Below are 24,258 nucleotides of genomic sequence, written 5' to 3'. Positions count from 1 at the left end.
AGGGTGCTTGACATATCCAGTGCGGACCCCTGAGACTCAGCTCACTTTCGCGATCCGAGAGCGCTCTCAACTCCGTCCAGTTCCAGGGAGCTTTGCATGCGGCCCAGTGCCCGCTATCGCCCCGTAGCCGGCGTGCTGGCGTGCGCCGCGATCCTGCTCGTCGCCGCCTGCGGCGGTGGTTCCGGCAGCACCGAATCGGCCGGGTCCAGTGCCGACGGGCCGAAGATCGAGCTGACCATCGCCACCTTCAACGAGTTCGGGTACGCCGACCTGTACGCCGAGTACGAGGCGCAGCACCCGAACATCACGATCGTGGAGAAGCACGCCAAGACCGTCGACGACCACGTCAAGAACCTGGACGCGAACCTGGCCCGCGGCACCGGCCTGGCCGACATCGAGGCGATGGAAGTCAGCTGGATCTACAAGTACCTGGCCAAGGACGACAAGTTCGTCGACCTGCGCCAGTACGGCGGCGACGACCTGCGGAACCGCTGGCTGGACTGGAAGGTGGCCGGCGCGACCACGCAGGACGGCAAGATCATCGGCTACGGCACCGACATCGGCCCGGAGGCGATCTGCTACCGCCGCGACCTGTTCGCGAAGGCCGGGCTGCCGACGGACCGCGCCAAGGTGGCCGAGCTGTTCCAGGACTGGCCGTCGTACTTCGCGGCCGGCCGGAAGTTCAAGCAGCGCGTGCCGGGCTCGGCCTGGTACGACTCCGCGGTGCTGACCTGGGAAGCGATGCGCAACCAGCTGATCCAGGCCTACTACTCCAACGAGGACCGCTTCCTCGGCGACGAGAACCCGCTGCTGAAGAACACCTGGGACCAGGTGGTCGGGGGCAGCAAGGACGGGCTGTCCGCGCGGCTGCCGGCCTGGAGCGACGCGTGGAACGCGGCGTTCCGCAGCGACAAGTTCGCCACGATGGCCTGCCCGGGCTGGCTGCTCGGCGTGATCCAGGACAACGCCGGCGCCTACGGCAAGGGCAAGTGGGACGTCGCCGACGTGTTCCCGGGCGGCGGCGGAAACTGGGGCGGCTCGTACCTGACGGTGCCGGCGCAGTCGCCGCACCCCGAGGAGGCCGCGAAGCTCGCCGCCTGGCTGACCGCGCCGGAGCAGCAGGTGAAGGTCTTCAAGAAGATCGGCTCGTTCCCGTCGACGGTCGACGCCTACGACGACCCGCAGGTTAAGTCGCAGGTCAACGCGTACTTCAACAACGCGCCGGTCGGGCAGATCTTCGTCAACCGCGCCCGGAACGTGATCCTCAAGCAGCACAAGGGTCCTCGCGACGGAGAGATCAACCAGATCTTCAGCGCGGCGCTGGCGCGCGTCGACGACGGCAAGCAGACCTCGGCCGCGGCCTGGGACCAGGCGCTCGCCGAGGCGGAGAAGACCGCGAACACCCGCGCCGGCAACTGAAGGATTTCTGCCAACACACCCGCTCCTCCCGGCAACGACCGACGCACGTTCGTCCTCGGACGTACTACGGTGTGAACGCAGGCCAATCGAGAACTGAGGAGGGCCGATGAACGGGTCTGGTTCTCCGACACTGGAGCAGGTCGCGGCGCTCGCCGGGGTGTCGCGGGCGACCGTCTCGCGGGTGGTGAACGGATCGCCGAAGGTGCTGCCGGACACCGTCGCGGCGGTCGAGCAGGCGATCCTGCAGCTCGGCTACGTGCCGAACCGGGCGGCCCGCGCGCTGGTGACGCGGCGGACCGACTCGATTGCGATTGTCGTCCCGGAACCGGACAGCCGGGTGTTCTCCGACCCGTTCTTCGCCGGCATGCTCAGCGGCGTCAGCCGGACGCTCGCGCCTACGCCGTCCCAGCTCGTGCTGCTGATCGAGCCGGCTGCGGAACCGACCGGAGCCGACGACCAGCGTCTGCTGCGGTACCTGCGCGGCGGGCACGTCGACGGCGCGATCGTGATCAGCCACCACGGCCGCGACAACGTGCTGCAGGAGCTCGCGCAGCTGCCGCTGCCGATCGTGTTCAGCGCGCGGCCGCTCGGGGTCGACGTGCCGGTGGCGAGTGTGGACGTGGACAACGTCGCCGGCGCCCGGACCGGCGTCGAGCACCTGCTGTCGATCGGCCGCCGCAAGATCGCGACGGTCGCCGGACCGCTCGACATGACGGCCGGCATCGACCGCCTGACCGGCTACCAGGAAGTGATGAAGGAAGCCGGCCTGCCCGCGATGATCGCGTACGGCGACTTCACCGCCGACGGTGGCGAGCAGGCGGCCCTGCGCCTGCTGGACGAGCACCCGGACCTGGACGGCCTGTTCGTGGCGTCGGACCTGATGGCGACCGCGGCGCTGCGGGTGCTGTCGCAGCACGGCCGCCGGGTGCCCGCGGACGTCGCCGTGGTCGGCTTCGACGACTCGGTCCTCGCGACCACGACGACCCCGAAGCTGACCACCGTCCGCCAGCCCGTGGAACAACTCGGCGCCCGCCTCGCCGAGATCCTGCTGGCCAAGATCGGCGGCGCCGAACACACCACGCCGGAGATCTACGACACCGAACTGATCATCCGCGACAGCGCCTGACAGGCACCGGCGCCGGCGTCGCCAACACGCGAACCGCGACCACCCCACCTCGAGCGCAACGCTGTGGTATCTCTGGGTGAGAGGGGGCGCCCATGTCGACTGACCACGAGATCCGGATCGCGCTGGTTCTGAACGGTGGTGTCAGCCTGGCGGTCTGGATGGGCGGGGTGACGCATGAGCTCGATCTGATCCGGCGCGCGTCCGGCGACCAAGGTGCGCCCGGCCCGCAGCAGTACGACGCGGTGCTCGCGGACCGCTGGCGGGAGTTGTGCCACAAAGGCGCGGAACGGCGCCGTGTGGTCGTCGACGTGATCGCGGGGACCAGCGCCGGCGGCCTGAACGGCTCGCTGCTGGCGACCGCGATCGCGAACGGTTCGACCCTCGACCCCGACGGCGACGACGGTCCGTGGCTGCGCCGCAAATGGGTCGGGCTCGGGTCGCTCGACGTCGGCAAGCTGGTCCCGTCCGCGGGCGCGAAGTCGACGTCGGTGCTCGACGGCAAGTACTTCCTGCGGCAGCTCGAGGACCTGCTGAAGGGTGTCGCCGACGCGGGCGAGAGCGACGCCGAGGAGCCGGTGACGCTGTTCGTCACCGCGTCCGGGCTGGGTGTGCAGCAGTTCGAGGCGAAGGACGCGGCCGGGCAGGCGTTCGTCGTACCGGACCATCGCTACCTGTTCGGCTTCACGAGCGAGGACGCGCCGACGTACGACGGTGTGCGCCGGGAGTTCACCGTCGAGGTGAAGAACGGGCTGAAGGACACCGACCTGCTGGCGCGCGCGGCCCGTGCGTCCGCGTCGTTCCCGGCGGCCTTCGGCCCGGTGCTGGAGACGCCGGAGCTGGCCGCGCAACCGCCCCGGATCCAGCCCGGCCCGGCCGAGTCCGGCTCCTGGCTCATCGACGGCGGCGTCCTCGACAACGCCCCGTTCGGCCCGGTGCTCGACGTCGTCGCCCGGCGCCCGGTCGCCGGCAAGGCCAGCCGCTACGTGCTGTACGTCGTACCGTCGGCGGGGATCGGGCGCGCGGCGACCGCGTTGCCCGGCGCGAAGGAGCCGAGCTGGCGGGTGGCGGCGCTGTCTGCGGTCCAGTTCCCGCGGGAGGTCGACTTCCGCTCCGACGTCGAGCAGCTGGAGCGGCTGCTCCTGGAGGCGGACGCGTCCTGGTCGGACACCCAGCGGCTGTTCGACCGTTGCCTGAAGCAACCAGAGGACCGGGCGCGGCTGAAGGCGGCGGCCGAGGCGCTGCAGCCGGCCTACGCCCGCGGACGTGCGGCCGGCGGAGTGTGGGAGGCGGTCACGATCGCCAGTCACGACCAGTCGACCGTGCTGGACGCCGCGACCGCCCTGTCGGAGTCGGAGATCGACGAGATCCTGACCACCGAGCATCCCTGGGTGCCCGGCCCGGACGGCTCGACGGCGGCGATCCGCGACGATGCCGAGGGCAACCCGAGCTGGTTGTGGGGGACCGGCGCCGCCGAGCGCATCGTCCGGCTGATCCTGCGCTCGCTGCGCAACCGGGTCGGCGCCGCGGCGCCGACCGAGCGCGCCGACCTGGAGAAGCGGCTGACCGCGGCGAGCGACTGCCTGATGAAGGTCCAGGCTGTCCGGGACGCGCTGAACGCGGAGCTGGCGGCCGCGGATCTCGACCTGCGCCCGGCCGGCGGCGCCGAGGCGGTCGCGGTCGGGCTGAACGACATCTTCGAGCAGTTGCAGATCCAGCGCGCGCTCGGCGACGCGTTCGCCGCGCTGATCTCGGTGATCGGCTGGGAGCTCGTCGACACCGCGGTCGAGGTCGAGATCGTGTCCCGCTGTACGTCGGCGCGCACGCCGCAGCAGCGCAGCGCGCCGTTCCAGTTCCTGCGCCTCGGGCCGGACATCCCGCTCGCGGTGCTGGACGAGCTGCAGGAAGGATCGATCGCCAACCAGCTGAAGGACCGCATCCTGTACGGCAGCCAGGTCGGCCACTTCGGCGCGTTCGGCGCGGCCGACTGGCGGCGATGGGACTGGCTGATGGGTCGCCTGCACTGCGTCGCACATCTCGGCTCGATGCTCGGTGCGGACGCCAACTGGATCCGCGAGACGCAGCGCGAGGTGCTGCGGGCCGAGGGCTGGGAGCTCGACGCGGTCGCCGGCCGGATCGAGCGGCTGGCCAGGGACTTCCCGGTCGACGCCGGCCTCGGTGCGCTGGTGACGATGCGGGACGAGCTGAACGCGTCCCCCGAGGGCCGCGCGATCACCAAGGGCCTCGCCGACCGGATGGTCGACGTGTCGGGCGGCCTCGGTCCGCAGGTCGGCGACTGGGTGAAGGCGGCCGCGGGCCGCAAGCAGCAGCCGGGTTCGTGGCTGCTGGGGGCCGCGCGCTGGTTCACCGAACCGGCACGGCAGACGGTCTGGGACCGGATGGTGCGCGGCGCCAAGCTGAGCCCCGCGCGCCGGCCCGCGGTCTTCGAGCCATGGTTGCCCGCAGCAACAGCTGCGGCCGGTGTCCTGCTGCTCGTGCTGTCCGGGCTGGTCGACGCCGTCCGGATCCCGGCCGCGGTGCTGGCCGGCGCGGTGCTGGCGCTGAGCGCGGTGCTCGGCGTGGTGACCTGGTACGTCCGCCGTACCCGCCGCCGGATCCGGTCCTGGATCGAGCGGCGGATGCCCGAGATCAGTCCAGCGTCACGAAATCGATGAGTTCTTCGACGCGGCCGAGCAGGGCGGGGTCGAGGTCGGCGAAGCTGTTCACCTTGGACAGGATGTGCTTCCAGGCCGCGGCGACGTCGGCCTGGTCGGTGGCCGGCCAGCCGAACGCCTGCAGCACGCCCTTCTTCCAGTCCTGGCCGTGCGGGATCCGCGGCCACGCCTTGATGCCAACCGACGACGGCTTGACCGCTTCCCAGATGTCGATGAACGGGTGCCCGACGACATGCACGTAGCGGTCCGTCACCTGGGCCGCGATCTTCGACTCCTTCGACCCTTCGACCAGGTGGTCGACGAGGACGCCGAGCCGCCGCCCGGGCCCGGGCTGGAACCGGTTGACGATCTGGACCAGGTCGTCGACGCCCTCGAGGTACTCGACCACGACGCCCTCGATCCGCAGATCGTCGCCCCACACCTTCTCGACCAGCTCCGCGTCGTGCCGGCCCTCGACGTAGATCCGGCTGGCCCGCGCGACCTTGGCCCGGACGTTGTCGACGGCCACCGATCCGGACGCGGTCCGGGTCTTCTTCGCCGGGCCGGCCTTCTTCGGCGGCTTCAGGCTGACCGGTTTGCCGTCGAGCCAGAAGCCCGGGCCCAGCGGGTAGGTGCGGATCTTGCCGTGCCGGTCCTCGAGGTCGACGACGCCGTGCTCCCAGCGCACGATCGCGCCGACGAAGCCCGAGCTCGGCTCCTCGACGACCATGCCCTTCTCGATCTCGACCTCGACGGTCCGCCCGTTCTTGGGCTTGCGCCAGTCACCCGCGAGTACGTCGTTCCCATACCTGTCAGCCACGCGCCAATGCTAATAACTGGGAGCCGTGGTGGTCGGTGTTGACGCCCGGCTCGGCGCGGTGAGCGTGAGCGCGTAGTAGGCCAGGAACCCGGCGACCAGGCCGACCGCCCACGAGTAGTCGTACAGCGGCTTGAGGAACGGGATCAGGCCGTCGGCCGGGAACGGGCCGGCGCCCGGGTTCGAGTACGCGCCGCCGACCGCGAGCAGCGATCCGAACAGCGTGGCGACGACACCGCGCCAGTTCCAGCCGGCGTTGTACCAGTAGCGGCCGCCTGGCCGGTAGAGGTCGGCGAGTGCCAGGTTCGTCCGGTCGAGCACCCAGTAGCCCGCGATCAGGACGCCGGCCACCGAGGCGAGCAGCCCGCCGTAGAACGACAGCCAGACGAAGATGTAGATCGACGGGTCCGAGATCAGCCGCCACGGCTGGATCACGACGCCGATCACTCCGGTCAGCAGGCCCGCGGTCCGGAAGTTCAGCCAGCGCGGCAACGCGTTCGCGAAGTCATACGACGGACTCACGACGTTGGCCGCCACATTGCAGGACATCGTCGCGAGGATCGCCATGATCAGGCCGATCGTCACGATCACCGGGTTCTCGAAGCGCCGGGTGAGCTCGACCGGGTCCCAGATCGCCGAGCCGTACAGCACGACGGTGCCGGAGGTGGTGATGATCGAGACCAGCGCGATGAACGACATCGTGGTCGGCAGGCCGATGATCTGCCCCCAGATCTGTTGCCGCTGGCCCTTCCCGAACCGGGTGAAGTCCGGCATGTTCAGCGACAGCGTGGCCCAGAACGCGATCATGCCCATCAGCGACGGCGCGAAGATCTTCCAGAAGTCGGCGTCCCAGCCGAGTTTCGACGGCTGCGACAGGATCGGCCCGAGCCCGCCGGCCTTCACCAGGATCGCCACCATCAGCGCCACGAACGCGACCGTCACCAGCGGGGCCGCCCAGTTCTCGAAGCGGCGCAGGCCCTCGATACCGCGCAGGATCAGCACCATCTGCAGCACCCAGAAGAACGCGAAGCTCAGCCACATCGTCCACGGGTGCCCGCCGATCGCCGGCGCGTCGGTCCAGCCCTTGCCGAACAGCTCGCCGATGATCACGTAGATGGCCTGCCCGCCGATCCAGGTCTGGATCCCGAACCAGCCACACGCGATGAAGGCCCGCAGCAGCGCCGGGAGGTTCGCGCCGCGGACGCCGTAGAACGCCCGCGCGAACACCGGGAACGGGATGCCGTACTTCGTCCCGGCATGGCTGTTCAGCAGCAGCGGGACGAGCACGATCAGGTTCCCGAGGGTGATCGTCAGGAACGCCTGCAGCCAGTTCATCCCGAGCGCGACCAGGCCGGACGCGAGCAGGTAGCTGGGGATGTTGTGCGCCATCCCCATCCACAGCGCGGCGTAGTTGTACGTCGTCCAGGTGCGCTCGGGCAGCCGGGTCGGGGCGAGCTCCGCGTTCGCGTACGGGCTGTCCGCGAGCACGTCGGGATCAGCCAGTTCGACTCGTCCGTCCGGGTGAACAGTTTGCTGGGCCATCTGATCCCACCTCATCCGGTCGGGCGTTGTCCGTTCCGAACAAGTTGCGCGACCGCATGACGTCGTGTCAACGGACAACTACCCGAATGGGCTAACCAGGGCCCACCAGGGGCAGCGTCGGGCGTTGCGGCGTGCCGAGAGCCTGGTAGCCGCGGCGGATCGCGTCCTGGAGCTTGTCGACCGGCCACGGCCAGTCCTCGGTGTGCTTCAGCGCGTCCTCGAGCGGGGTGCCGGCGTGGTGCAGGGTGGAGATCGTGTTGGCGACCGTGCCCAGCTCGATCGCCTGGTCATGGGCGAACTCGAGGTCCACGACCGCGCCGTGGCCCGGGACGATCTTCACGTCCTGCGGCATCATGCCGACCACGGCCTGGATCGTGTCCGGCCACTCCAGCGGGAACGAGTCCTCGCCGTACGACGGCGGCGCCGACTCCTCGAGCAGGTCGCCGACGAAGAACACGTCCACGTCCGGTACGGCGACCACGGTGTCACCGGAGGTGTGCCCGTTGCCGACGTACAGCAGCTCGACGCGGCGGTCGCCGAGGTCGATCACCTTGGCGGCCGCGAACGTCGTACCGGCCAGGTCCTGCTCGGCGGCGGCGTTCTCGTGCAGGTAGACGGTGGCGTCGGTGAAGACGCTGTTGCCGGCCACGTGGTCGAAGTGGGCGTGGGTGTTGACGACCCAGATGACCGGCGCGTCGGTCAGCTCGCGGATGTGCTCGCGGAGCTGCTCGGCCTCCTCGGTGGTGGCCCGGGTGTCGATCACCAGCGCGCCGTCGGCGCCGACGACCAGGCCGACGTTCAGGTCCCATTCGTCGTACCGGCGGACCCAGGTGCGATCGCCGATCTCGGCCCAAGCGCTCATGCGGTCGAGATTACTTGCTCAGCACATCGCCCTTGAGCACCTGGTCCCGGCTGACGCCGCGCAGCAGCAGGCCGACGTTGTCGCCGGCCTTCGCGGTCTGCACCGTCTTGCGGAACATCTCGACGCCCGTCACCTCGACCTGCAGCATCGGCTGCCCGGCGCGGGTGAGCAGCACCTGCTCGCCGACCGAGACGGTCCCGGCCTGCACCCGGCCGGTCACCACGGTGCCGCGGCCGGTGATCGAGAAGACGTCCTCGACGGCCATTCCGAACGAGCCCACCGGCAACGTGTCCTGCGGCCGCGGCGGCGCCGGAAAGCTGTTGGCCTCCGCATGCCCGCGCGCGAGCATCTCCTGCGGATCCATCGGATTCGACCGCTTCCAGAACTTCCAGCCCATCCTTCGACCCTAGCGGTTGGCAAGCCCTCCACCCGGGACCTAGAGTCGCAACTGTTCCGAACGGAATCTCGAAACTTTCGAAGGGTGGCCGGTGTGACGACACGACGTGCTGTGGTGGTCCGGGGCGGCTGGGAAGGGCACTCGCCGGTCGAGGCGACCGACCTGTTCATCCCGTTCCTCAAGGAGAACGGGTTCGACGTCACGGTCTCCGACACGACCGCCGCGTATCTCGACCTGGACGGCGTCGACCTCGTCCTGCAGTGCGTGACGATGAGCGACATCGAGCAGGACCACTTCAAGGGCCTGGAGGCGGCGATCCGCCGCGGCACCGGGTTCGCCGGCTGGCACGGCGGCATCGCCGACTCGTTCCGGAAGAACGTGGACTACAGCTTCATCACCGGCGGGCAGTTCATCTCGCACCCGCACGGCTTCACCGACTACCGCGTCGACGTCGTCCCTGAGCAATCGGACCACCCGATCGTCGAGGGCATCACGCACTTCGACGTGCACACCGAGCAGTACTACATCCACTACGACCCGACCAACAACGTGCTGGCCACCACGACGTTCGAGGCGCACCCGGACTACCCGTGGATCGAGGGCGCCGTGATGCCGGCGGTCTGGACCCGCACCTGGGGTGCGGGCAAGGTCTTCGTCTGCACGGTCGGTCACAAGCTCGACGACCTGGAGACGCCCGAGGTCCGCACGATCATCGAGCGGGGGCTGCTGTGGGCGAGCAAGTGACACGCGTCGGCATTGTCGGTACCGGCGTCATCTCGGGGACCTATCTCGACCACCTGGGCAAGCTGCCCGGCGTCGACGTGGTCGCGGTCGCCGACCTGGACCGCTCCCGCGCCGAGGCGATCGCGGAGCAGAACGACGGGATCCGCGCGCTGACTCCCGACGAGCTGGACGCGGCTGACGACATTGAGATTGTCGTCAATCTGACGATCCCGGCCGCGCATGCCGCTGTGCACCAGGCCGCGCTGGCCGCCGGCAAGCACGTGTACGGCGAGAAGCCGCTGGCCATGGACCGCGCCGAGGCGGAGCCGCTGCTCAAGTACGCCGCCGCCAACGACCTGCGGATCGGCTGCGCACCGGACACGGTCCTCGGCACCGGCACCCAGACTGCCCGGGCCGTGATCGACCGCGGTGACATCGGCACCCCGCACGCGGCCACCGCGTTCATGGTGACGCCCGGCCACGAGCTGTGGCACCCGGCGCCCGAGTTCTACTACCAGCCGGGCGGCGGCCCGGTTCTCGACATGGGTCCGTACTACGTGACCAGCCTGGTGACGCTGCTCGGGCCGGTCGTCCGGGTGACCGCCCGCGCCGGCCGGGCGAAGCAGCAGCGCAAGATCCACACCGGGCCGCGGGCCGGGACCGTGTTCGACGTCGAGGTGCCGACCCACGTGACCGGCGTGCTGGAGCACGAGTCGGGCGCGCTGACCACGGTGCTGATGTCGTTCGACGTGTGGGCCGGGCGGCTGCCGCGGATCGAGGTCCACGGCACGGACGGCAGCCTGTCCGTACCGGACCCGAACGGCTTCGACGGAACCGTCGAGATCGTGACGCCGGAGCAGCGCGAGTGGACCGAGGTACCGGTCTCGGGCGGGTACGCCGGGGCCGGGCGCGGGGTCGGCGTCGCGGACATGGCCCGGGCGGTGCGCACCGGCGAGCCGCACCGGGCCAGCGGCGAGCTGGCCTACCACGTGCTCGACGTCCTCGAGTCGTTCGTCGACTCCGCGGTGCAGGATCAGCCGCTTGATGTGGCCAGTACAGTGACGCGCCCCGAGGCCGTTCCGTTGGGAGCGTCGCCCGAGACCGCCTAGACTGGCACTCTGAAGGATTGAGTGCCAAGAGGCCGAGAGGGTGGTGCGCGTGCTCGACGACCGCAAGCTGGACGTTCTCCGCGCCATCGTCGAGGACTACGTGGCCACCCATGAGCCGGTCGGCTCGAAGACTCTGGTCGACCGGCACAACCTCGGCGTCTCCCCGGCCACCGTGCGCAACGACATGGCCGCGCTGGAGGAAGAGGGGTACATCACCCAGCCGCACACCAGCGCCGGCCGGATCCCGACCGACGCTGGCTACCGGCTGTTCGTCGACAAGCTGAGCACGGTCAAGACCCTCTCGATCGCCGAGAAGAAGGCGATCACGTCGTTCCTGGCCGGAGCTGTCGACCTGGACGACGTGGTCCGCCGGACCGTCCGGCTGCTGGCGCAGATCACCCGCCAGGTCGCCATCGTGCAGTACCCGTCGCTGAACCGGTCGAGTGTGCGGCACATCGAGGTCGTCACGATGAGCCCGCGGCGGTTGCTGCTCGTGCTGATCACCAGCACCGGCCGGGTCGAGCAGCGGCACGTCGAGCACCCGCACGACGTCGACGAGCAGCTGATCGCGGACCTGCGGTCCCGGCTGAACACGGCGCTGGCCGGTCAGCGCCTGACCGACGCGACGGCCTCGCTGGCCGGTGTGCCGGAGCTGTTCGCGCCGGCCGACCGGCCACTGGTCGCGGCGATCGTCACCACGCTGCTGGAGGCGTTCACCGACGAGGTCGGCGAGCAGCGGATCGCGGTCGGCGGCGCCGCCAACCTGACCCGGTACGGCGACGACTTCGAGCGGAACGTGAAGCCGGTGCTGGAGGCGCTGGAGGAGCACGTCATCCTGCTCAAGCTGCTTGGCGAGGCGACCAACCCGCAGACGCTGACCGTCCGGATCGGCCACGAGAACCCCTTCGAGGAACTCGCGACGACCTCGGTGGTCGCGACCGGCTACGGCTCGAAGTCCGAGGTGCTGGCCACGCTGGGCATCGTCGGACCGACGCACATGGACTATCCGAGCACGATGGGCGCCGTACGGGCCGTCGCGCGCTACGTCAGCCAGATCCTGGCTGAGTCATGACGATTCTGCTATCAACCCCCTGGTCTGGAGTATGAGCACCGATTACTACGCCGTCCTAGGTGTCAGCCGTGACGCGTCACCGGACGAGATCAAGAAGGCGTACCGCAAGCTGGCACGCCAGTACCACCCGGACGTGAACGACTCCGAGGACGCGCACCAGAAGTTCCAGGAGATCGGGCGCGCGTTCCAGGTGCTCAGTGACCCGCAGAAGCGGCAGATGCACGACCTCGGCGGCGACCCGTTCGCAGCCGCGGGCGGCGGGCCGGGCGGCGCCGGCTTCGGCCAGGCGTTCACGTTCACCGACATCATGGACGCGTTCTTCGGCCAGACCGGCGGGGCGACCCGCGGGCCCCGGCCGCGGACCAGGCGCGGTCAGGACGCGCTGATCCCGCTGCGGATCGACCTGGCCGAGGCCGCGTTCGGGACGACCCGAGAGCTCAAGGTCGACACCGCCGTGCTGTGCCCGACCTGTAGCGGGTCCGGCGCGGCAGCCGGCTCCGAGCCGGTCACCTGCGAGATCTGCCACGGTCGCGGCGAGGTGACGCACACGCAGCGGTCGTTCCTCGGTGAGGTGCGCACCATGCGCCCGTGCCCGAACTGCCGCGGCTACGGCACCACGATCCCGAACCCGTGCGTCGAGTGCTCCGGCGACGGCCGCGTGCGGTCCCGGCGGACTGTCACGGTGAAGATCCCGGGCGGCGTCGACACCGGGACGCGGGTGCAGCTGTCCGGCCAGGGCGAGGTCGGTCCGGGTGGTGGCCCGGCCGGTGACCTGTACGTCGAGATCGAGGTCGAGCCGCACGACATCTTCACCCGCAACGGCGACGACCTGCACTGCACCGTGACGCTGCCGATGACCGCGGCCGCGCTCGGTACGACGATCGACCTGCCGACGCTCGAGGGCGAGACGACGCCGCTGGAGATCCGGCCCGGCACGCAGTCCGGCACGGCGATGACGCTGTCCGCCCGCGGCGTACCCCGGCTGCGGCACGCCGGTCGCGGCGACCTGATCGTTCAGGTGATCGTCGAAACCCCGACCAAGCTCGACGATGCCCAGGCCGACCTGCTGAAGCAGTTGGCCGGGATCCGCGACGAGGAGCGCCCGCAAGGCCATGTCCAGGCCACCCATAAGGGCGTCTTCGGCCGCCTCCGCGACGCCTTCGGCGCCCACTAGATGGGAGTCGCGGTCTTCCACCTGGAAGACCTGTCCGGTGCCGAGCTGACCCTCGACGGGGCCGAGGGTCGGCACGCGGCCGTCGTACGGCGGATCGGGCCGGGGGAGCGCGTTCGCCTGACGGACGGGCGCGGCGCCTGGGCCGAGGGGACTGTCGTCACGGCGAGCAAGACCGGTGTGACGGTGGCCGTCGACGAGCGCGGGAGTGTGCCCGGGGCGGCGCCGCGGGTGGTCGTGGTGCAGGCGGTGCCCAAGGGCGAGCGGGCCGAGTTGGCGGTGGAGATGCTGACCGAGGTCGGCGTCGACGTGATCGTGCCGTGGAACGCGGAGCGCAGCCAGTTCCGGGCCAACCCCGAGCGGGTCGAGAAGATGCTCGTGAAGTGGCGCGCCTGGGCGTTCGAGGCGAGCAAGCAGTCGCGGCGGGCCTGGTTCGCCGAGGTCGCTCCGCTCGCCACCACGGCCGAGGTCGCCGCGTTGCTGGCCGGCGCCGCGCTTCCCGTCGTACTGCACGAAGAAGCCACCGTCCCGCTGGCGTCACTCGAGCCGCCCGCGACCGGTGATGTCGTCATGGTGATCGGCCCCGAGGGCGGCATTGCCCAGGCGGAGCTGAAGGCCTTCGACGTCGAGCCGGTCCGCCTCGGCGACACCGTCCTGCGCACCTCGACGGCCGGCGTCGCGGCCGCCGCCGCGCTGCTGGCGCGCTCACGTTGGCTGTGACGATCCGCGGCGTACGCTGTTAGACAGCAACCGAACACAAGGATCGGACCATGCCCGTCGAGTCAGCCCGCGCCCGCACGCTCACCCATGCCGACCCGGCCGAGGTGCCGCTGCAGGTCGCACTCGACGCGCTCGCGGATCCGGTGCGGCGGTCGATCCTGCGGGACCTGGCCGTGCACGACGAGTGGACGCGCGCGTGCGGCACGTTCGACGTGCCGGTGAAGAAGGCGACCGCCAGCCACCACTTCGCCGTCCTGCGGTCCGCCGGGCTGATCGAGCAGCGCGACGAAGGCGCCCGCCGCCTCAACCGCCTGCGCCGGCCCGAGTTCGACTCCGCCTTCCCCGGCCTGCTCGCCGCCACCATCGACCGCGCGGACTGAGCAACTCTTACAAACCCCGAACACAGCGCCGATCGTCCTCGAATTCCCGTCGGGGAGTCTCGTTCCATCACAGCGAACGAGCACGAGGAGCACACACCATGCACAGGTCTGTACGCGGCGCACTCGCAGCCGGTACGTCGGCTGTCGTCCTGGCCGGTGGTCTCGTGGGAGGTACGACGGTCGCGTCCGCCGACCCGACTCCCACGCCGACCCCCGCCCCGTCGTACAAGCCGGTGACGCTGAGCCCGGAGGAGTCGCAGAAATTGTGCGCCGAACTCCTGCCCAAGCTGATCGCCCGCCGGGACAAGCTGACGACCCGGATCAACGGCGGCGCCGACGTGAAGGGCTCGGTCGCGTGGCTCAAGGCGCGGGCCGCCGCGCAGAAGGCGAAGGGACACGACAAGGCCGCCGCTCGGCTGGAGCAGCGGGCGCAACGCCGGACCGAGCGGCTGACGCAGCTCGGCACCGTCAAGACGAAGCTGGAGACCTTCAAGACCGAGCACTGCCAGGTGGCCAAGTGACACGCAAGGCGCTGGTCGTGCTCATCGGTACGGCGGGCATCGTCCTCGGGCTGTCTGCGTGCGGCTCCGCCGACCGGCCGGGAGAGCAGGGGTCCGGCCAGGCTCCGGCGACCCAACAGGTGGGGTCGCCGGAGCAGGAGCTGGATGGGATCGGGTCTACCCTGGACGCGATCGATCGCGAGCTGGCCGGCGACGACGCACCCTGACCGCGAATCCCCAGGAGCAGAAGATGACCGCTGCCGGTCGCGGGCTGGTCCTGGTGGTCGAGGACGAGGCGGCGATCGCCGAGGTGATCGCCCTGTACCTGCGCCGCGACGGCTTCGGCGTCCGGATCGAGTCGGACGGCGAAGCCGCGCTCGCCGCGTGGCGGCGGATGCGTCCGGTCGCGGTGATCCTCGACATCGGACTGCCCGGGAAGGACGGCGCGGAGATCTGCCGGACGATGCGGGCGGCGGAGGACTGGACGCCGGTGCTGTTCGTCACGGCGCGGGACGACGAGGTGGACCGGCTGCTCGGGCTGGAGCTCGGGGCGGACGACTACATCACCAAGCCGTTCAGCCCACGGGAGCTGGCCGCGCGGGTCCGGACCGTTCTGCGGCGGGCGTCCGGCACGGTGACCGCCGCCGAGGTGCTGGCTGTGGGCGCGGTACGCGTGGACGTGACCAGGCGACGGGCCTGGGCCGGGGACGCCGAGGTGAGTCTGACGTCCACCGAGTTCGACCTGCTCGCGCAGTTGTTCCGGCGGCCGGGCAGGGTGTTCGAGCGCGACGAGCTCTTGAGCTCGGTGTGGGGATACCAGTCCGCCGCCGGCACGCGGACCGTGGACGTCCACATCGCCCAGCTCCGCGCCAAGCTCGGTCCCGCGAGCCCGATCCGCACCGTCCGGGGCGTCGGCTACGCCGCCGACCTCGACTGATGGCGCAGGTGCTCGCCGCCGACGAGCGGGCGGCGGTCCCGGTCGGCCGCGGCTCGTTGACCAACCGGATCCTGCTGACCTGCGTAGCGGTAGCGGGGGTCGCAGTCCTGGTCGCCGGCCTGGTGATGGCCGGGCTGGCGCGGCGGTCGGCGCAGAACGTCCTGCAGCAGTCGCTGGCAGCCCAGGCCGACGTGATCGCCGGCCAGGTGGACCAGCGCGGCCTCGGTCCGCGCGCGGCCGGGCTCGGACGGGTAGCTCAGGTCGTCCGCGGGCAGGGCATCGTCGTCGTGCTGATGTTGCCTCGGCGCGGGCTGCAGTCCACCGATCCACAGTCCACGCAAGCAGCGAGTGCCGCCGGGCTCGATGCGATCGGCGAAGCGCAGCAGATCTCCACCGAGGTCCGTGTCGGTCGCACGGACTACCTGGTGGAGGCCCGTGGTCTCGGTGACAACTCCGGCTTTGCCCTGGTCGAGCCGGTCCGGCTCTCGGGCGACACGCGGCGCATCCTGTTGCGCAACATCCTCGTCGCGCTCGGCGCCGGTCTGTTGGTCGCCGCGGTGGCGGGCGCCGTCCTCGGGCGGCTGCTGGGGCGCCCATTACGCCGTACGGCGAACGTCGCGGCCGCGATGCGCCAGGGGCGACGCGACCTGCACGCACCGGTGGAGGGACCGACCGAGGTGGCCGAGGTCGCGCACGCGGTCAACGAGTTGTCGGTCGCGCTGCGGCACAGCGAGGCCCGGCAGCGTGAGTTCCTGCTGTCGGTCTCCCATGAGCTCCGGACGCCGCTCACCGCCGTCCACGGATTCGCGGAGTCGCTCGCGGACGGCGTCGCACCTGACCCGCGGCATGCCGGCCAAGTGATCCAGCGCGAGTCGCTGCGACTCGAACGGCTGGTCAGCGATCTGCTCGACCTCGCGCGGATCGGGGCCGACCAGTTCCAGCTGGACCTCGCCCGGGTCGATCTGCGGGAGACGCTCACCGCCTGCGCCGAGGTGTGGCGTGTCCGTTGCGCAGGCCAGGGCGTGCAGTTCCGCCTGGAACTTCCGCCGGAGCCTGCGGTCGCGACCACCGATCCACGGCGCATCCGCCAGGTGCTCGACGGTCTCGCGGAGAACGCCCTCCGCGTCACGCCGGCCGGTGCGCGGCTGACGATGTCGTTGAGCCGGCGGCCAGGCGCCCTCGCGATCCAGGTTCGCGACGGTGGTCCGGGGCTGGCATCGGAGGACTACGCGGTCGCGTTCCAGCCCGGCGTACTCAACCGGAAGTACCGCGGCAGTCGCCCGGTCGGGTCCGGGATCGGTCTCGCGCTCGCGCACGGCCTCGTCACCCGCCTCGGCGGCACGCTGACCGCCGGACCGGCACCGGAAGGCGGCGCCGCCTTCACGATCGTACTGCCGGCTACTTGACCAGGATCGACTTGGTGTCGGTGTCGGTGACGCGGCCGTCCTCCGGCGACACGAGGTACACGCTGAGCTGCCACGGGCCAGGGCTGAGCGTGAGCTGGAAAGAGTACGACGAGAACTTCTGGCCTTCCTTGGTGTTGGCGAAGCTCTTCTTCGTCTCCCGGGTCTTCAGGTTCGTCACCTGGTAGTTGACCGTCGCCTCGTAGGCGGCTGCCACGCCTTGGACCGTCAACTTGGGCTCCACGGCCTGGTCCTCGGTCGGAGAGTCGATCCAGACGAGCGCCTGGACCTCCGCGGCCTGGGCGCGTCCCAGCGGTGCACTGGCGTCGACCTGGCCGAACAGCTTCTGCACCGAGCGGCCGGCCTGGGTGACCTGGACCGGCGTCTGGTTGTCCTGCAGCGCGCCTTGGACCGTGTAGACGAGCTGCTGAGTGGCAAGCCTGGCGAGCTTGCTGTCCAGCGTCGCCTTCGGGAGCTCCTTGAAGTCGACCGTGACGACGCCATCCGAGCGGGTGACGGTGTTCAGCGCCGCGCCGCGCCAGACCGAGTAGTAGTCCGGGTCGTTCGGCTGCTTGGAGGTCATGATGCGGACCGCCTGCTCGGCCGGGCGGCCGCTGACCTTGGCCCAGGTGCGGTACAGCCGGACGGCCGACTTCTCCCGCGCGCCGACCTGCTGACCGAGCCAGTAGACCGGCACCACAGCGCTCTTGACGGGCGGTTCCGTGACGCCGCGGTCGGTCGGGCCGGCGGTCATGGCGGAGGGGGACGTGCCCGGTGGCTGGGTGGGCGCCGCGGACGGTTCGGGGGAGGGGGGCAGGACCGACGGGGCCTGGCTCTGCGGTGCGCCGGTCGCGGTGACCGTCGTGCCGGGGCCTGCTACCTCGTCGCCGTCGTTGGCGGTGTCGTCGGCGCCGTTCAGCATGGTGAAGGCGCCGATCGCGGCCGCGGTGCCGACCGCGGCCAGACCGGCGGTCATCAGCCAGGGGCGCCGCGCGGCTGGGCGCTGGGCGTGCGCGCGGGCGCGGATCTCCGGCAGCGCGTCGGACGGCTCGATCCGGTCCGCCTCCTCGTGGAGGGTGCGCCGCATCAGCTCGTCGAACGGGTCGTTGTGGTTGTCACTCATCCACGTCCTCGCTTCGCTCCGGGCGCGGATGAGGCTCCGAGCGTGCTGTGTTGTCTGATGAACTCGCTTCGCTCGTTCATACGGTCTGCTCCAGGAGCTGGCGCAGCGACTTGCTCGCGCGCGCGGCGTGGCTCTTCACGGATCCCCGGCTGATGCCCATCGTGTCCGCGATCTCGGCCTCCGACAGGTCACCGTAGTACCGCAGGACCATCACGGTGCGCTGCTTCTCCGGGAGGGTCCGCATCGCCTCGATCACCCGGTCCGTCTCCGCGGTCCGCAGGACGGCCTGTTCGGCGCTGGGCTCGTCGGGCAGTGACTTCGGGGTGTGTTTGTCCACCACCACCAGGTGGCGCTGGCGGGAGCGGCAGCGGTTCACCACCGCGGTCCGCAGGTACGCGAGCGCCTTGTGCGGGTCGCGCAGCCGGTTCCAGCGGCCGTGCATCGCGACGAACGCGTCCTGCACGATCTCCTCCGCCGCCCCGGTGTCGCGCAGCAGCAGGGCCCCGAGGCGGACCAGCGAGGTGTAGTGCGCGGTGTAGACAGCCGTCAGCGCCTCGTCGGCATCCCACGAGGACTCATGTGTCACGCACTCTTCGTACACCACGGCCGGTTGTGCCACGAAAAGACGACGCAAAGACCCTGTCCCAGGTTGACAACAGCCGTGGCCCGAAAACGTGGAACTCTGAGGGGATGAAGCAGCGCGGCGACGGTTCGTGGTCGGGTCATCACGACATCACGTACGCCGCGGTGGCCCGGCTGTACCAGCACCTGTCGGCGCCGGACAGGACCATCCACGGGCTCCCGCGGGACGAGTACGCCGCCGCGCTCGACAAGGCCCAGGCACACCAGGACCGCCCGGTCGGTGCGGGCCTGATCGAGAACTTCAAGGGGATGGGACTGTCCTATCCGTACGCGGGACCCGGGCCGACCACGCACTCGGCGTACGCGAACCCGAGCGCGCAACGCGAACACTTCATGGCGGACCCGTACCGCAAGGGCTGGGACAACCTCGCCACGAACGTCGAGTACTTCCACGAGCAACTCGCCGCCGCGCACGGTGCGTCGGACGCCGAGTTCATGCATCTCGGCGCGGCCGCGCACGCCCTTCAGGACAGCTACTCCGGCGCGCACGCGTGGCGAGAGGACTCGGTGTACGACGGCGACCCGGCCGCGCCCGACGCGGCCCGGATTACGCCCGCGACCGGGGCGCCGGCGGCGAGGCCAGGCGTGTCCGGAGGAATTTCGAGTGAGGGTGTCGGACGGGGCGGCTAGCATGGACAGGGTCAACACCACTGATCTCAGGAGGAAGAGCCTGTCCAGGCCACGCAGTATCGAACCGGAGGCGCGCGCGAACGGCCCGGTGGCCGGCGCCGCCGCCAGCACGCAGGCGTCGCACAAGATCGTCGTGCCGAACAGCATCGACATGGTGGCCCTGCTCGGAGCCCGGGACGAGTTCCTCCGCATCGTCGAGAAGGAGTTCGCCGCCGACATCATGGTCCGCGGCAACGAGATCACGCTCGTCGGTGAGCCGGCCGAGCTCGCCCTCACCGAGCGCCTCCTCGACGAGCTGGTCGCGGTGGTCCGCACCGGCCACGGGCTGACCGCGGACTCGGTCGAGCGCAGCATCGCGATGATCAAGCAGGCCACCGCGGAGTCCCCGCGCGAGGTCCTGACCCAGAACATCCTGTCCAGCCGCGGCCGCACCATCCGGCCGAAGACGCTGAACCAGAAGCGCTACGTCGACGCCATCGACAAGAACACGATCGTCTTCGGCATCGGCCCGGCCGGCACCGGCAAGACCTACCTGGCGGTCGCCAAGGCGGTCCAGGCGCTGCAGGCCAAGGAGGTCAACCGGATCATCCTGACCCGGCCGGCCGTCGAGGCCGGTGAGCGGCTCGGGTTCCTGCCCGGCACCCTGTCGGAGAAGATCGACCCGTACCTGCGGCCGCTGTACGACGCGCTGCACGACATGCTCGACCCGGAGTCCATCCCGCGGCTGATGACCGCCGGCACGATCGAGATCGCGCCGCTGGCCTACATGCGCGGCCGGACGCTGAACGACGCCTACATCATCCTGGACGAGGCGCAGAACACCTCGCCGGAGCAGATGAAGATGTTCCTCACCCGGCTCGGGTTCGGCTCGAAGATGGTCGTCACCGGCGACGTCACCCAGGTCGACCTGCCGAACGGCACGAATTCCGGCCTCAAGGTGGTGCAGGAAATTCTCGACGGCGTGCAGGATCTGGCATTCTGCCGGTTGACATCGCATGACGTGGTCCGGCACAAGCTGGTCGGCCGGATCGTGTCGGCGTACGAAAACTACGAAGGCAGTGCTGATTCCCACCGATGAACGTCGAGGTCAACAACGAGTCCGGCGTGGAGATCGACGCGCACGGACTGATGCGGCTCAGCCGGTTCGTGATGTCGTCGCTGCGGCTGCACCCGGAGTGTGAGCTGTCGATCAAGCTGGTCGACGAGGACACCATGGCGCGGTATCACGTCGAGTTCCTGGACCTGCCGGGTCCGACCGACGTGATGTCGTGGCCGATGGACGAGCTGCGGCCGGGGTCCGACGGCGAGTCGGACGACGACCTGCCGCTCGGTCACCTCGGCGACATCGCGCTCTGCCCGACGGTCGCCGCCGCGCAGGGCGCGAAGGCCGGCCACGGCACCTGGGCCGAGCTCGAGCTGCTGACGGTGCACGGCATCCTGCACCTGCTCGGCTACGACCACGCCGAACCCGCCGAGAAAGCGGAGATGTGGGACGTCCAGGGCCGCCTGCTGGAAGCATGGCGCGCACCTGGCAACCGTTTAGAGGGTGCCTGATGGCTCCACGCCTACTGCGGGGCACTCGGCACGGCACCTCGCCGCACGGGTGCAAAGGCCACGATGCTCCGCATCGAGACCTTCGCCCCCGCACGCCGATGCACCGCACCGAGCACCTCCTCGCAACGGCGTGGAGCCATCAGACACCCTCTAGAGGCGTGATACCGCGATGACTTCCCACGACCTGGTCCTGCTGGTTGTGGCTGCGGTGCTGGTGCTGCTCGCCGGGCTGTTCGCCGGCGCGGAGGCGGCACTGTCGTCGTACTCGAAGGTGCGGGCGAACGAGCAGGTCGAGCAGGGCAACCTGCGCGCGGTCAAGCTGCGCGACCTGCTGTCCGACGCGCCGCGGTACCTGAACTCGCTGCTGCTGCTCCGGCTGAGCTGCGAGATCACCGCGATCGTGCTCGTCACCCAGGCGCTGTCCGGGGTCCTCGAGGTGACCTGGGAACACATCCTGATCACCGCCGTGGTGATGGTGCTGATCTCCTACGTGATCATCGGGGTCGCCCCGCGGACGCTCGGCCGGCAGCACTCGGACCGGTTCGCGATCCTGTCGGCCGGCCCGGTGATGGCGGTGACCCGGATCCTCGGTCCGCTGCCCAAGGTGCTGATCATGCTCGGCAACGCGCTGACCCCGGGCAAGGGGTTCGCCGAGGGCCCGTTCGCGACCGAGGCCGAGCTGCGGGCGCTGGTCGACTACGCGGAGAAGTCCGCGGTGATCGAGTCCGGCGAGCGGCAGATGATCCACTCGGTGTTCGAGCTCGGCGACACCATCGTCCGCGAGGTGATGGTGCCGCGGACCGACATGGTCTACATCGAGCGGCACAAGAAGCTCCGCCAGCTCACGTCGCTGGCGCTGCGCTCGGGGTTCTCGCGGATCCCGGTGATCGGCGAGTCGCTCGACGACATCGTCGGCGTCGTCTACCTCAAGGACGTGATGCGCCGGGTGTACGACAACGCCCAGGCCGAGTCGACCGAGCGGGTCGAGTCGGTGATGCGGCCGTGCATGTACGTCCCGGACTCCAAGCCCGTCGACGAGCTGCTCCGCGAGATGCAGGCGGCCCGGATGCACCTGGCGATCGTCGTCGACGAGTACGGCGGGACGGCGGGGCTGGTCGCGATCGAGGACATCCTGGAGGAGATCGTCGGCGAGATCACCGACGAGTACGACGAGGACCCGGACTCGGTGCAGCACCTGTCCGACGGCGCCTACCGGGTGTCGAGCCGGCTGCCGATCGACGAGCTGGGCGAGCTGTTCGGCGTCCCGCTGGACGACGACGACGTCGACACCGTCGGCGGCCTGATGGCCAAGCTGCTCGGCAAGGTGCCGATCCCGGGCGCCGAGGTGACGATCGAGGGCCTGTCGCTGACCGCGGAGCGGCCGTCGGGCCGCCGCAACCAGGTAGGTACGGTTCTGGTACGGCGCGAGGAACCCGCGCCGGAGTCCCAGGACCAGAACCACCAGCACGCCTGATCGCCTAGGAGCAATCACCTTGTCGGACCTCTCGGCGGAAGACGCCAAACTCGTCACGCTCGCCCGCGCCGCGCGCGCCCGGACCCGGGCCGCGGAAGGAGCCGCTGTCCGGGACTCCGACGGGCGGACGTACGCCGCCTGCACGGTCGCCCTCGACACCGTCGAGCTGACCGCGCTGCAGCTGGCGGTGGCGATGGCGCTCGCGTCCGGCGTCAAGGGTCTGGAGGCGGCCGCGGTGGTCACCGACCAGGCTGCTGCCGAAACCGCCGACGTCAACGTGGTCAGGCACTTCGCCGGCGCCAACATTCCCGTAGTACTTGCCCTCGGCACTGGAGAGGTCCGCGATGTCGTCCACACCTGAGAACTTCAAGGCGGGCTTCGCCTGTTTCGTCGGCCGGCCGAACGCGGGCAAGTCCACCCTCACCAACGCGCTGGTGGGGAAGAAGATCGTGATCACCTCGTCGAAGCCGCAGACCACGCGGCACGCCGTCCGCGGGATCGTGCACCGGCCGGACGCGCAGCTGATCCTGGTCGACACGCCCGGGTTGCACAAACCCCGCACCCTGCTCGGGGAGCGGCTGAACGACCTGGTCAAGACCACCTGGGCCGAGGTCGACGTGATCGCGGTCTGCCTGCCGGCCAGCGACAAGATCGGCCCCGGCGACCGCTTCCTGGTCGGCGAGGCGGCGAAGGTCGCGAAGACCCCGAAGGTCGCGCTCGCCACCAAGGCCGACCTGGTCGAGCCCGACCGGATGGTCGCGCACCTGGCCGACATCCAGGCGCTCGGCGAGTCGGTCGGCATCGAGTGGGCGTCGATCGTCCCGGTGTCCGCGACCTCGGGGTACCAGGTCGACCTGGTCGCCGACGAGCTCGTGAAGCTGCTGCCGGACGGCTTCCCGCTCTACCCGGACGGTGACATCACCGACGAGCCGGAGGAGACGCTGGTCGCGGAGCTGATCCGCGAGGCGGCGCTGGAGGGCGTCCGGGACGAGCTGCCGCATTCGATCGCGGTCACGATCGACGAGATGAACCTGCGCGAGGACCGCCCCGAGGACAAGCCGCTGCTGGACGTGTACGCGAACATCTTCCTCGAGCGGGAGAGCCAGAAGGGCATCGTGATCGGCCACAAGGGCGCCCGGCTGCGCGAGGTCGGCGCGGCGGCCCGCCAGCAGATCGAGGCCTTGCTCGGTACGCCGGTGTACCTCGACCTGCACGTCAAGATCGCGAAGAACTGGCAGACAGACGCGAAGAATCTCCGCAAACTGGGCTTCTGATGAGCCTGCGCAATCCTGTGCACGCCGCGCTGAGCGGCGCGCACGCTTCCTTCGCGGAGATCCGCGGCAACGCCCGGCGCTACCCGACGGCCGTGGCGCCGTTCCTCGCCCTGCCCGACGAACCGACCGAGCAGGACTGGGCCGACGCGGCAGTCCTCGTCGGCCCCGGCAAGACCGCGGCGCTGATGCGTCCGGCGCTGCCGGTGCCGGACAGCTTCAAGATCGAGGCCGAGATCGACCTGGTCCAGTTCGTCGCGCCGGAGTCGCTGCCGGCCGCGGACCCGGAGGCGGTCGTCCTCGGGCCGGACGACGTCCCCGAGATGCTCGCCCTGGTCGCGCTCACCGACCCGGGTCCGTTCCGCAGCCGCACCATCGAGCTCGGCACGTACCTCGGCGTCCGCCGTGACGGCGAGCTGATCGCGATGGCCGGCACCCGTTTCGCGCTGCCTGGCCACACCGAGATCAGCGCGGTCTGCACGCACCCGTCGTACCAGGGGCAGGGTCTCGCCAGCCGCCTGATCCGCACGGTCGCCGCACACATCACCGCAACCGGCCGAACCCCGTTCCTGCACACCGGCGGCGCCAACACCACCGCCATCCGCCTGTACAACGCGCTGGGCTTCACGCTCTCGAACCGCATGAAGGTCACGGTCGTCGAGGCGGTCTAGCCTGGAATTGTTGCAACAACGTGCAATCGCGGCGTGTCTGTCCCCCGCGCGCATTATGCTCGCG

Annotated in this window: 26 protein-coding genes; 20 read left to right on the top strand and 6 right to left on the bottom strand. The window is 70.2% G+C overall.

Annotated elements, in window-relative coordinates:
• Nucleotides 1-96: 96 nt before the first annotated feature.
• The 3 genes from ACWEOO_RS18875 (at nt 97) to ACWEOO_RS18865 (ending at nt 5,217) form a co-directional block, all read left to right on the top strand.
• A complete protein-coding gene (locus tag ACWEOO_RS18875; RefSeq protein ID WP_452144071.1) occupies nt 97-1,419 on the top strand; it encodes an ABC transporter substrate-binding protein in 1,323 nt (440 codons plus the stop codon).
• Between the two features lie 106 nt (nt 1,420-1,525).
• Nucleotides 1,526-2,545, top strand: coding sequence for a LacI family DNA-binding transcriptional regulator (locus ACWEOO_RS18870; RefSeq protein ID WP_359942155.1), 1,020 nt, complete (start codon nt 1,526-1,528; stop codon nt 2,543-2,545).
• A gap of 92 nt (nt 2,546-2,637) precedes the next feature.
• Nucleotides 2,638-5,217, top strand: coding sequence for a DUF3376 domain-containing protein (locus tag ACWEOO_RS18865; RefSeq protein WP_452144070.1), 2,580 nt, complete (start codon nt 2,638-2,640; stop codon nt 5,215-5,217).
• Here ACWEOO_RS18865 and ACWEOO_RS18860 read toward each other — a convergent pair.
• The 4 genes from ACWEOO_RS18860 to ACWEOO_RS18845 all read right to left on the bottom strand — a co-directional run bounded on the left by ACWEOO_RS18860 (nt 5,192) and on the right by ACWEOO_RS18845 (nt 8,814).
• Nucleotides 5,192-6,016, bottom strand: coding sequence for a DUF3097 domain-containing protein (locus ACWEOO_RS18860; RefSeq protein ID WP_359932149.1), 825 nt, complete (start codon nt 6,014-6,016; stop codon nt 5,192-5,194). The genes ACWEOO_RS18865 and ACWEOO_RS18860 overlap by 26 nt on opposite strands.
• A gap of 9 nt (nt 6,017-6,025) precedes the next feature.
• Nucleotides 6,026-7,555, bottom strand: a complete 1,530-nt coding sequence (locus ACWEOO_RS18855; RefSeq protein WP_452144069.1) for an NCS1 family nucleobase:cation symporter-1 — start codon at nt 7,553-7,555, stop codon at nt 6,026-6,028.
• 91 nt (nt 7,556-7,646) lie between these two features.
• Complete coding sequence (locus ACWEOO_RS18850; RefSeq protein WP_452144068.1) at nt 7,647-8,417, bottom strand: MBL fold metallo-hydrolase; 771 nt, start codon at nt 8,415-8,417, stop codon at nt 7,647-7,649.
• Between the two features lie 10 nt (nt 8,418-8,427).
• Nucleotides 8,428-8,814, bottom strand: coding sequence for an EF-Tu/IF-2/RF-3 family GTPase (locus ACWEOO_RS18845; RefSeq protein WP_452144067.1), 387 nt, complete (start codon nt 8,812-8,814; stop codon nt 8,428-8,430).
• A gap of 93 nt (nt 8,815-8,907) precedes the next feature.
• Between ACWEOO_RS18845 and ACWEOO_RS18840 the strand changes: the two genes are divergently transcribed.
• The 10 genes from ACWEOO_RS18840 (at nt 8,908) to ACWEOO_RS18795 (ending at nt 16,832) form a co-directional block, all read left to right on the top strand.
• Complete coding sequence (locus ACWEOO_RS18840; RefSeq protein WP_452144066.1) at nt 8,908-9,558, top strand: ThuA domain-containing protein; 651 nt, start codon at nt 8,908-8,910, stop codon at nt 9,556-9,558.
• Nucleotides 9,543-10,646, top strand: coding sequence for a Gfo/Idh/MocA family protein (locus ACWEOO_RS18835; RefSeq protein ID WP_452144065.1), 1,104 nt, complete (start codon nt 9,543-9,545; stop codon nt 10,644-10,646). Before ACWEOO_RS18840 ends, ACWEOO_RS18835 begins: the two co-directional genes overlap by 16 nt.
• Before the next feature lie 49 nt (nt 10,647-10,695).
• Nucleotides 10,696-11,718, top strand: a complete 1,023-nt coding sequence (hrcA, locus tag ACWEOO_RS18830) for a heat-inducible transcriptional repressor HrcA (protein ID WP_452144064.1) — start codon at nt 10,696-10,698, stop codon at nt 11,716-11,718.
• Nucleotides 11,719-11,749: 31 nt separating this feature from the next.
• Complete coding sequence (gene dnaJ / locus ACWEOO_RS18825) at nt 11,750-12,892, top strand: molecular chaperone DnaJ (RefSeq protein WP_359932166.1); 1,143 nt, start codon at nt 11,750-11,752, stop codon at nt 12,890-12,892.
• The gene (locus tag ACWEOO_RS18820) at nt 12,893-13,609 is read left to right on the top strand and encodes a 16S rRNA (uracil(1498)-N(3))-methyltransferase (protein ID WP_452144063.1); all 717 of its coding nucleotides are present in this window, start codon (nt 12,893-12,895) and stop codon (nt 13,607-13,609) included.
• Nucleotides 13,610-13,659: 50 nt separating this feature from the next.
• Entirely contained in the window at nt 13,660-13,989 is a 330-nt protein-coding gene (locus ACWEOO_RS18815; protein ID WP_452144062.1) for an ArsR/SmtB family transcription factor, read from the top strand.
• A 98-nt stretch (nt 13,990-14,087) separates the two neighbouring features.
• Nucleotides 14,088-14,510 (top strand): hypothetical protein, encoded by a 423-nt coding sequence (locus ACWEOO_RS18810; RefSeq protein ID WP_452144061.1) that lies wholly within the window; start codon nt 14,088-14,090, stop codon nt 14,508-14,510.
• Nucleotides 14,507-14,716: a hypothetical protein gene (locus tag ACWEOO_RS18805; protein ID WP_359932177.1), complete on the top strand. Its 210-nt coding sequence runs from the start codon at nt 14,507-14,509 to the stop codon at nt 14,714-14,716. Before ACWEOO_RS18810 ends, ACWEOO_RS18805 begins: the two co-directional genes overlap by 4 nt.
• A gap of 23 nt (nt 14,717-14,739) precedes the next feature.
• Nucleotides 14,740-15,426: a response regulator gene (locus ACWEOO_RS18800; RefSeq protein ID WP_452144060.1), complete on the top strand. Its 687-nt coding sequence runs from the start codon at nt 14,740-14,742 to the stop codon at nt 15,424-15,426.
• Nucleotides 15,426-16,832, top strand: a complete 1,407-nt coding sequence (locus ACWEOO_RS18795) for a sensor histidine kinase (RefSeq protein ID WP_452144059.1) — start codon at nt 15,426-15,428, stop codon at nt 16,830-16,832. Before ACWEOO_RS18800 ends, ACWEOO_RS18795 begins: the two co-directional genes overlap by 1 nt.
• Here the strand turns inward: ACWEOO_RS18795 and ACWEOO_RS18790 are convergent.
• Nucleotides 16,825-17,952, bottom strand: a complete 1,128-nt coding sequence (locus ACWEOO_RS18790) for a Gmad2 immunoglobulin-like domain-containing protein (protein ID WP_452144058.1) — start codon at nt 17,950-17,952, stop codon at nt 16,825-16,827. The genes ACWEOO_RS18795 and ACWEOO_RS18790 overlap by 8 nt on opposite strands.
• A gap of 76 nt (nt 17,953-18,028) precedes the next feature.
• The gene (locus tag ACWEOO_RS18785; RefSeq protein ID WP_359932189.1) at nt 18,029-18,538 is read right to left on the bottom strand and encodes a SigE family RNA polymerase sigma factor; all 510 of its coding nucleotides are present in this window, start codon (nt 18,536-18,538) and stop codon (nt 18,029-18,031) included.
• 104 nt (nt 18,539-18,642) lie between these two features.
• Here ACWEOO_RS18785 and ACWEOO_RS18780 point away from each other — a divergent pair, with 104 nt between their 5' ends.
• From ACWEOO_RS18780 to ACWEOO_RS18750, 7 genes are all read left to right on the top strand, one after another.
• Nucleotides 18,643-19,224 (top strand): hypothetical protein, encoded by a 582-nt coding sequence (locus tag ACWEOO_RS18780; RefSeq protein ID WP_452144057.1) that lies wholly within the window; start codon nt 18,643-18,645, stop codon nt 19,222-19,224.
• 151 nt (nt 19,225-19,375) lie between these two features.
• On the top strand, nt 19,376-20,302 hold the full coding sequence (locus tag ACWEOO_RS18775) for a PhoH family protein (protein WP_359933107.1): 927 nt from the start codon (nt 19,376-19,378) through the stop codon (nt 20,300-20,302).
• Complete coding sequence (ybeY, locus tag ACWEOO_RS18770) at nt 20,299-20,778, top strand: rRNA maturation RNase YbeY (protein ID WP_452144056.1); 480 nt, start codon at nt 20,299-20,301, stop codon at nt 20,776-20,778. The genes ACWEOO_RS18775 and ybeY overlap by 4 nt, the downstream gene beginning before the upstream one ends.
• A gap of 169 nt (nt 20,779-20,947) precedes the next feature.
• On the top strand, nt 20,948-22,252 hold the full coding sequence (locus ACWEOO_RS18765) for a hemolysin family protein (RefSeq protein WP_452144055.1): 1,305 nt from the start codon (nt 20,948-20,950) through the stop codon (nt 22,250-22,252).
• A 13-nt stretch (nt 22,253-22,265) separates the two neighbouring features.
• Entirely contained in the window at nt 22,266-22,613 is a 348-nt protein-coding gene (locus ACWEOO_RS18760; protein ID WP_452144143.1) for a cytidine deaminase, read from the top strand.
• The gene (gene era, locus ACWEOO_RS18755; RefSeq protein WP_452144054.1) at nt 22,597-23,526 is read left to right on the top strand and encodes a GTPase Era; all 930 of its coding nucleotides are present in this window, start codon (nt 22,597-22,599) and stop codon (nt 23,524-23,526) included. Before ACWEOO_RS18760 ends, era begins: the two co-directional genes overlap by 17 nt.
• The gene (locus ACWEOO_RS18750) at nt 23,526-24,194 is read left to right on the top strand and encodes a GNAT family N-acetyltransferase (protein ID WP_452144053.1); all 669 of its coding nucleotides are present in this window, start codon (nt 23,526-23,528) and stop codon (nt 24,192-24,194) included. The genes era and ACWEOO_RS18750 overlap by 1 nt, the downstream gene beginning before the upstream one ends.
• The last annotated feature ends 64 nt before the right edge of the window (nt 24,195-24,258 follow it).

This window comes from Kribbella sp. NPDC004138 (genome assembly GCF_053603655.1).
Note: the sequence above shows the minus strand (reverse complement) of the source record. Positions and strands in the feature narration are given on the sequence as shown.

Excerpts from the sequence above, each read along its gene's own strand:
- era (WP_452144054.1), top strand. The coding sequence starts at position 22,597 with ATGTCGTCCACACCTGAGAACTTCAAGGCGGGCTTCGCCTGTTTCGTC.
- ACWEOO_RS18790 (WP_452144058.1), bottom strand. The coding sequence starts at position 17,952 with ATGAGTGACAACCACAACGACCCGTTCGACGAGCTGATGCGGCGCACC.
- ACWEOO_RS18870 (WP_359942155.1), top strand. The coding sequence starts at position 1,526 with ATGAACGGGTCTGGTTCTCCGACACTGGAGCAGGTCGCGGCGCTCGCC.
- ACWEOO_RS18855 (WP_452144069.1), bottom strand. The coding sequence starts at position 7,555 with ATGGCCCAGCAAACTGTTCACCCGGACGGACGAGTCGAACTGGCTGAT.
- ACWEOO_RS18795 (WP_452144059.1), top strand. The coding sequence starts at position 15,426 with ATGGCGCAGGTGCTCGCCGCCGACGAGCGGGCGGCGGTCCCGGTCGGC.
- ACWEOO_RS18865 (WP_452144070.1), top strand. The coding sequence starts at position 2,638 with ATGTCGACTGACCACGAGATCCGGATCGCGCTGGTTCTGAACGGTGGT.
- ybeY (WP_452144056.1), top strand. The coding sequence starts at position 20,299 with ATGAACGTCGAGGTCAACAACGAGTCCGGCGTGGAGATCGACGCGCAC.
- ACWEOO_RS18875 (WP_452144071.1), top strand. The coding sequence starts at position 97 with ATGCGGCCCAGTGCCCGCTATCGCCCCGTAGCCGGCGTGCTGGCGTGC.
- ACWEOO_RS18850 (WP_452144068.1), bottom strand. The coding sequence starts at position 8,417 with ATGAGCGCTTGGGCCGAGATCGGCGATCGCACCTGGGTCCGCCGGTAC.
- ACWEOO_RS18815 (WP_452144062.1), top strand. The coding sequence starts at position 13,660 with ATGCCCGTCGAGTCAGCCCGCGCCCGCACGCTCACCCATGCCGACCCG.
- ACWEOO_RS18810 (WP_452144061.1), top strand. The coding sequence starts at position 14,088 with ATGCACAGGTCTGTACGCGGCGCACTCGCAGCCGGTACGTCGGCTGTC.
- dnaJ (WP_359932166.1), top strand. The coding sequence starts at position 11,750 with ATGAGCACCGATTACTACGCCGTCCTAGGTGTCAGCCGTGACGCGTCA.
- ACWEOO_RS18775 (WP_359933107.1), top strand. The coding sequence starts at position 19,376 with ATGGTGGCCCTGCTCGGAGCCCGGGACGAGTTCCTCCGCATCGTCGAG.
- ACWEOO_RS18820 (WP_452144063.1), top strand. The coding sequence starts at position 12,893 with ATGGGAGTCGCGGTCTTCCACCTGGAAGACCTGTCCGGTGCCGAGCTG.
- ACWEOO_RS18845 (WP_452144067.1), bottom strand. The coding sequence starts at position 8,814 with ATGGGCTGGAAGTTCTGGAAGCGGTCGAATCCGATGGATCCGCAGGAG.
- ACWEOO_RS18750 (WP_452144053.1), top strand. The coding sequence starts at position 23,526 with ATGAGCCTGCGCAATCCTGTGCACGCCGCGCTGAGCGGCGCGCACGCT.
- ACWEOO_RS18765 (WP_452144055.1), top strand. The coding sequence starts at position 20,948 with ATGACTTCCCACGACCTGGTCCTGCTGGTTGTGGCTGCGGTGCTGGTG.
- ACWEOO_RS18780 (WP_452144057.1), top strand. The coding sequence starts at position 18,643 with ATGAAGCAGCGCGGCGACGGTTCGTGGTCGGGTCATCACGACATCACG.
- ACWEOO_RS18800 (WP_452144060.1), top strand. The coding sequence starts at position 14,740 with ATGACCGCTGCCGGTCGCGGGCTGGTCCTGGTGGTCGAGGACGAGGCG.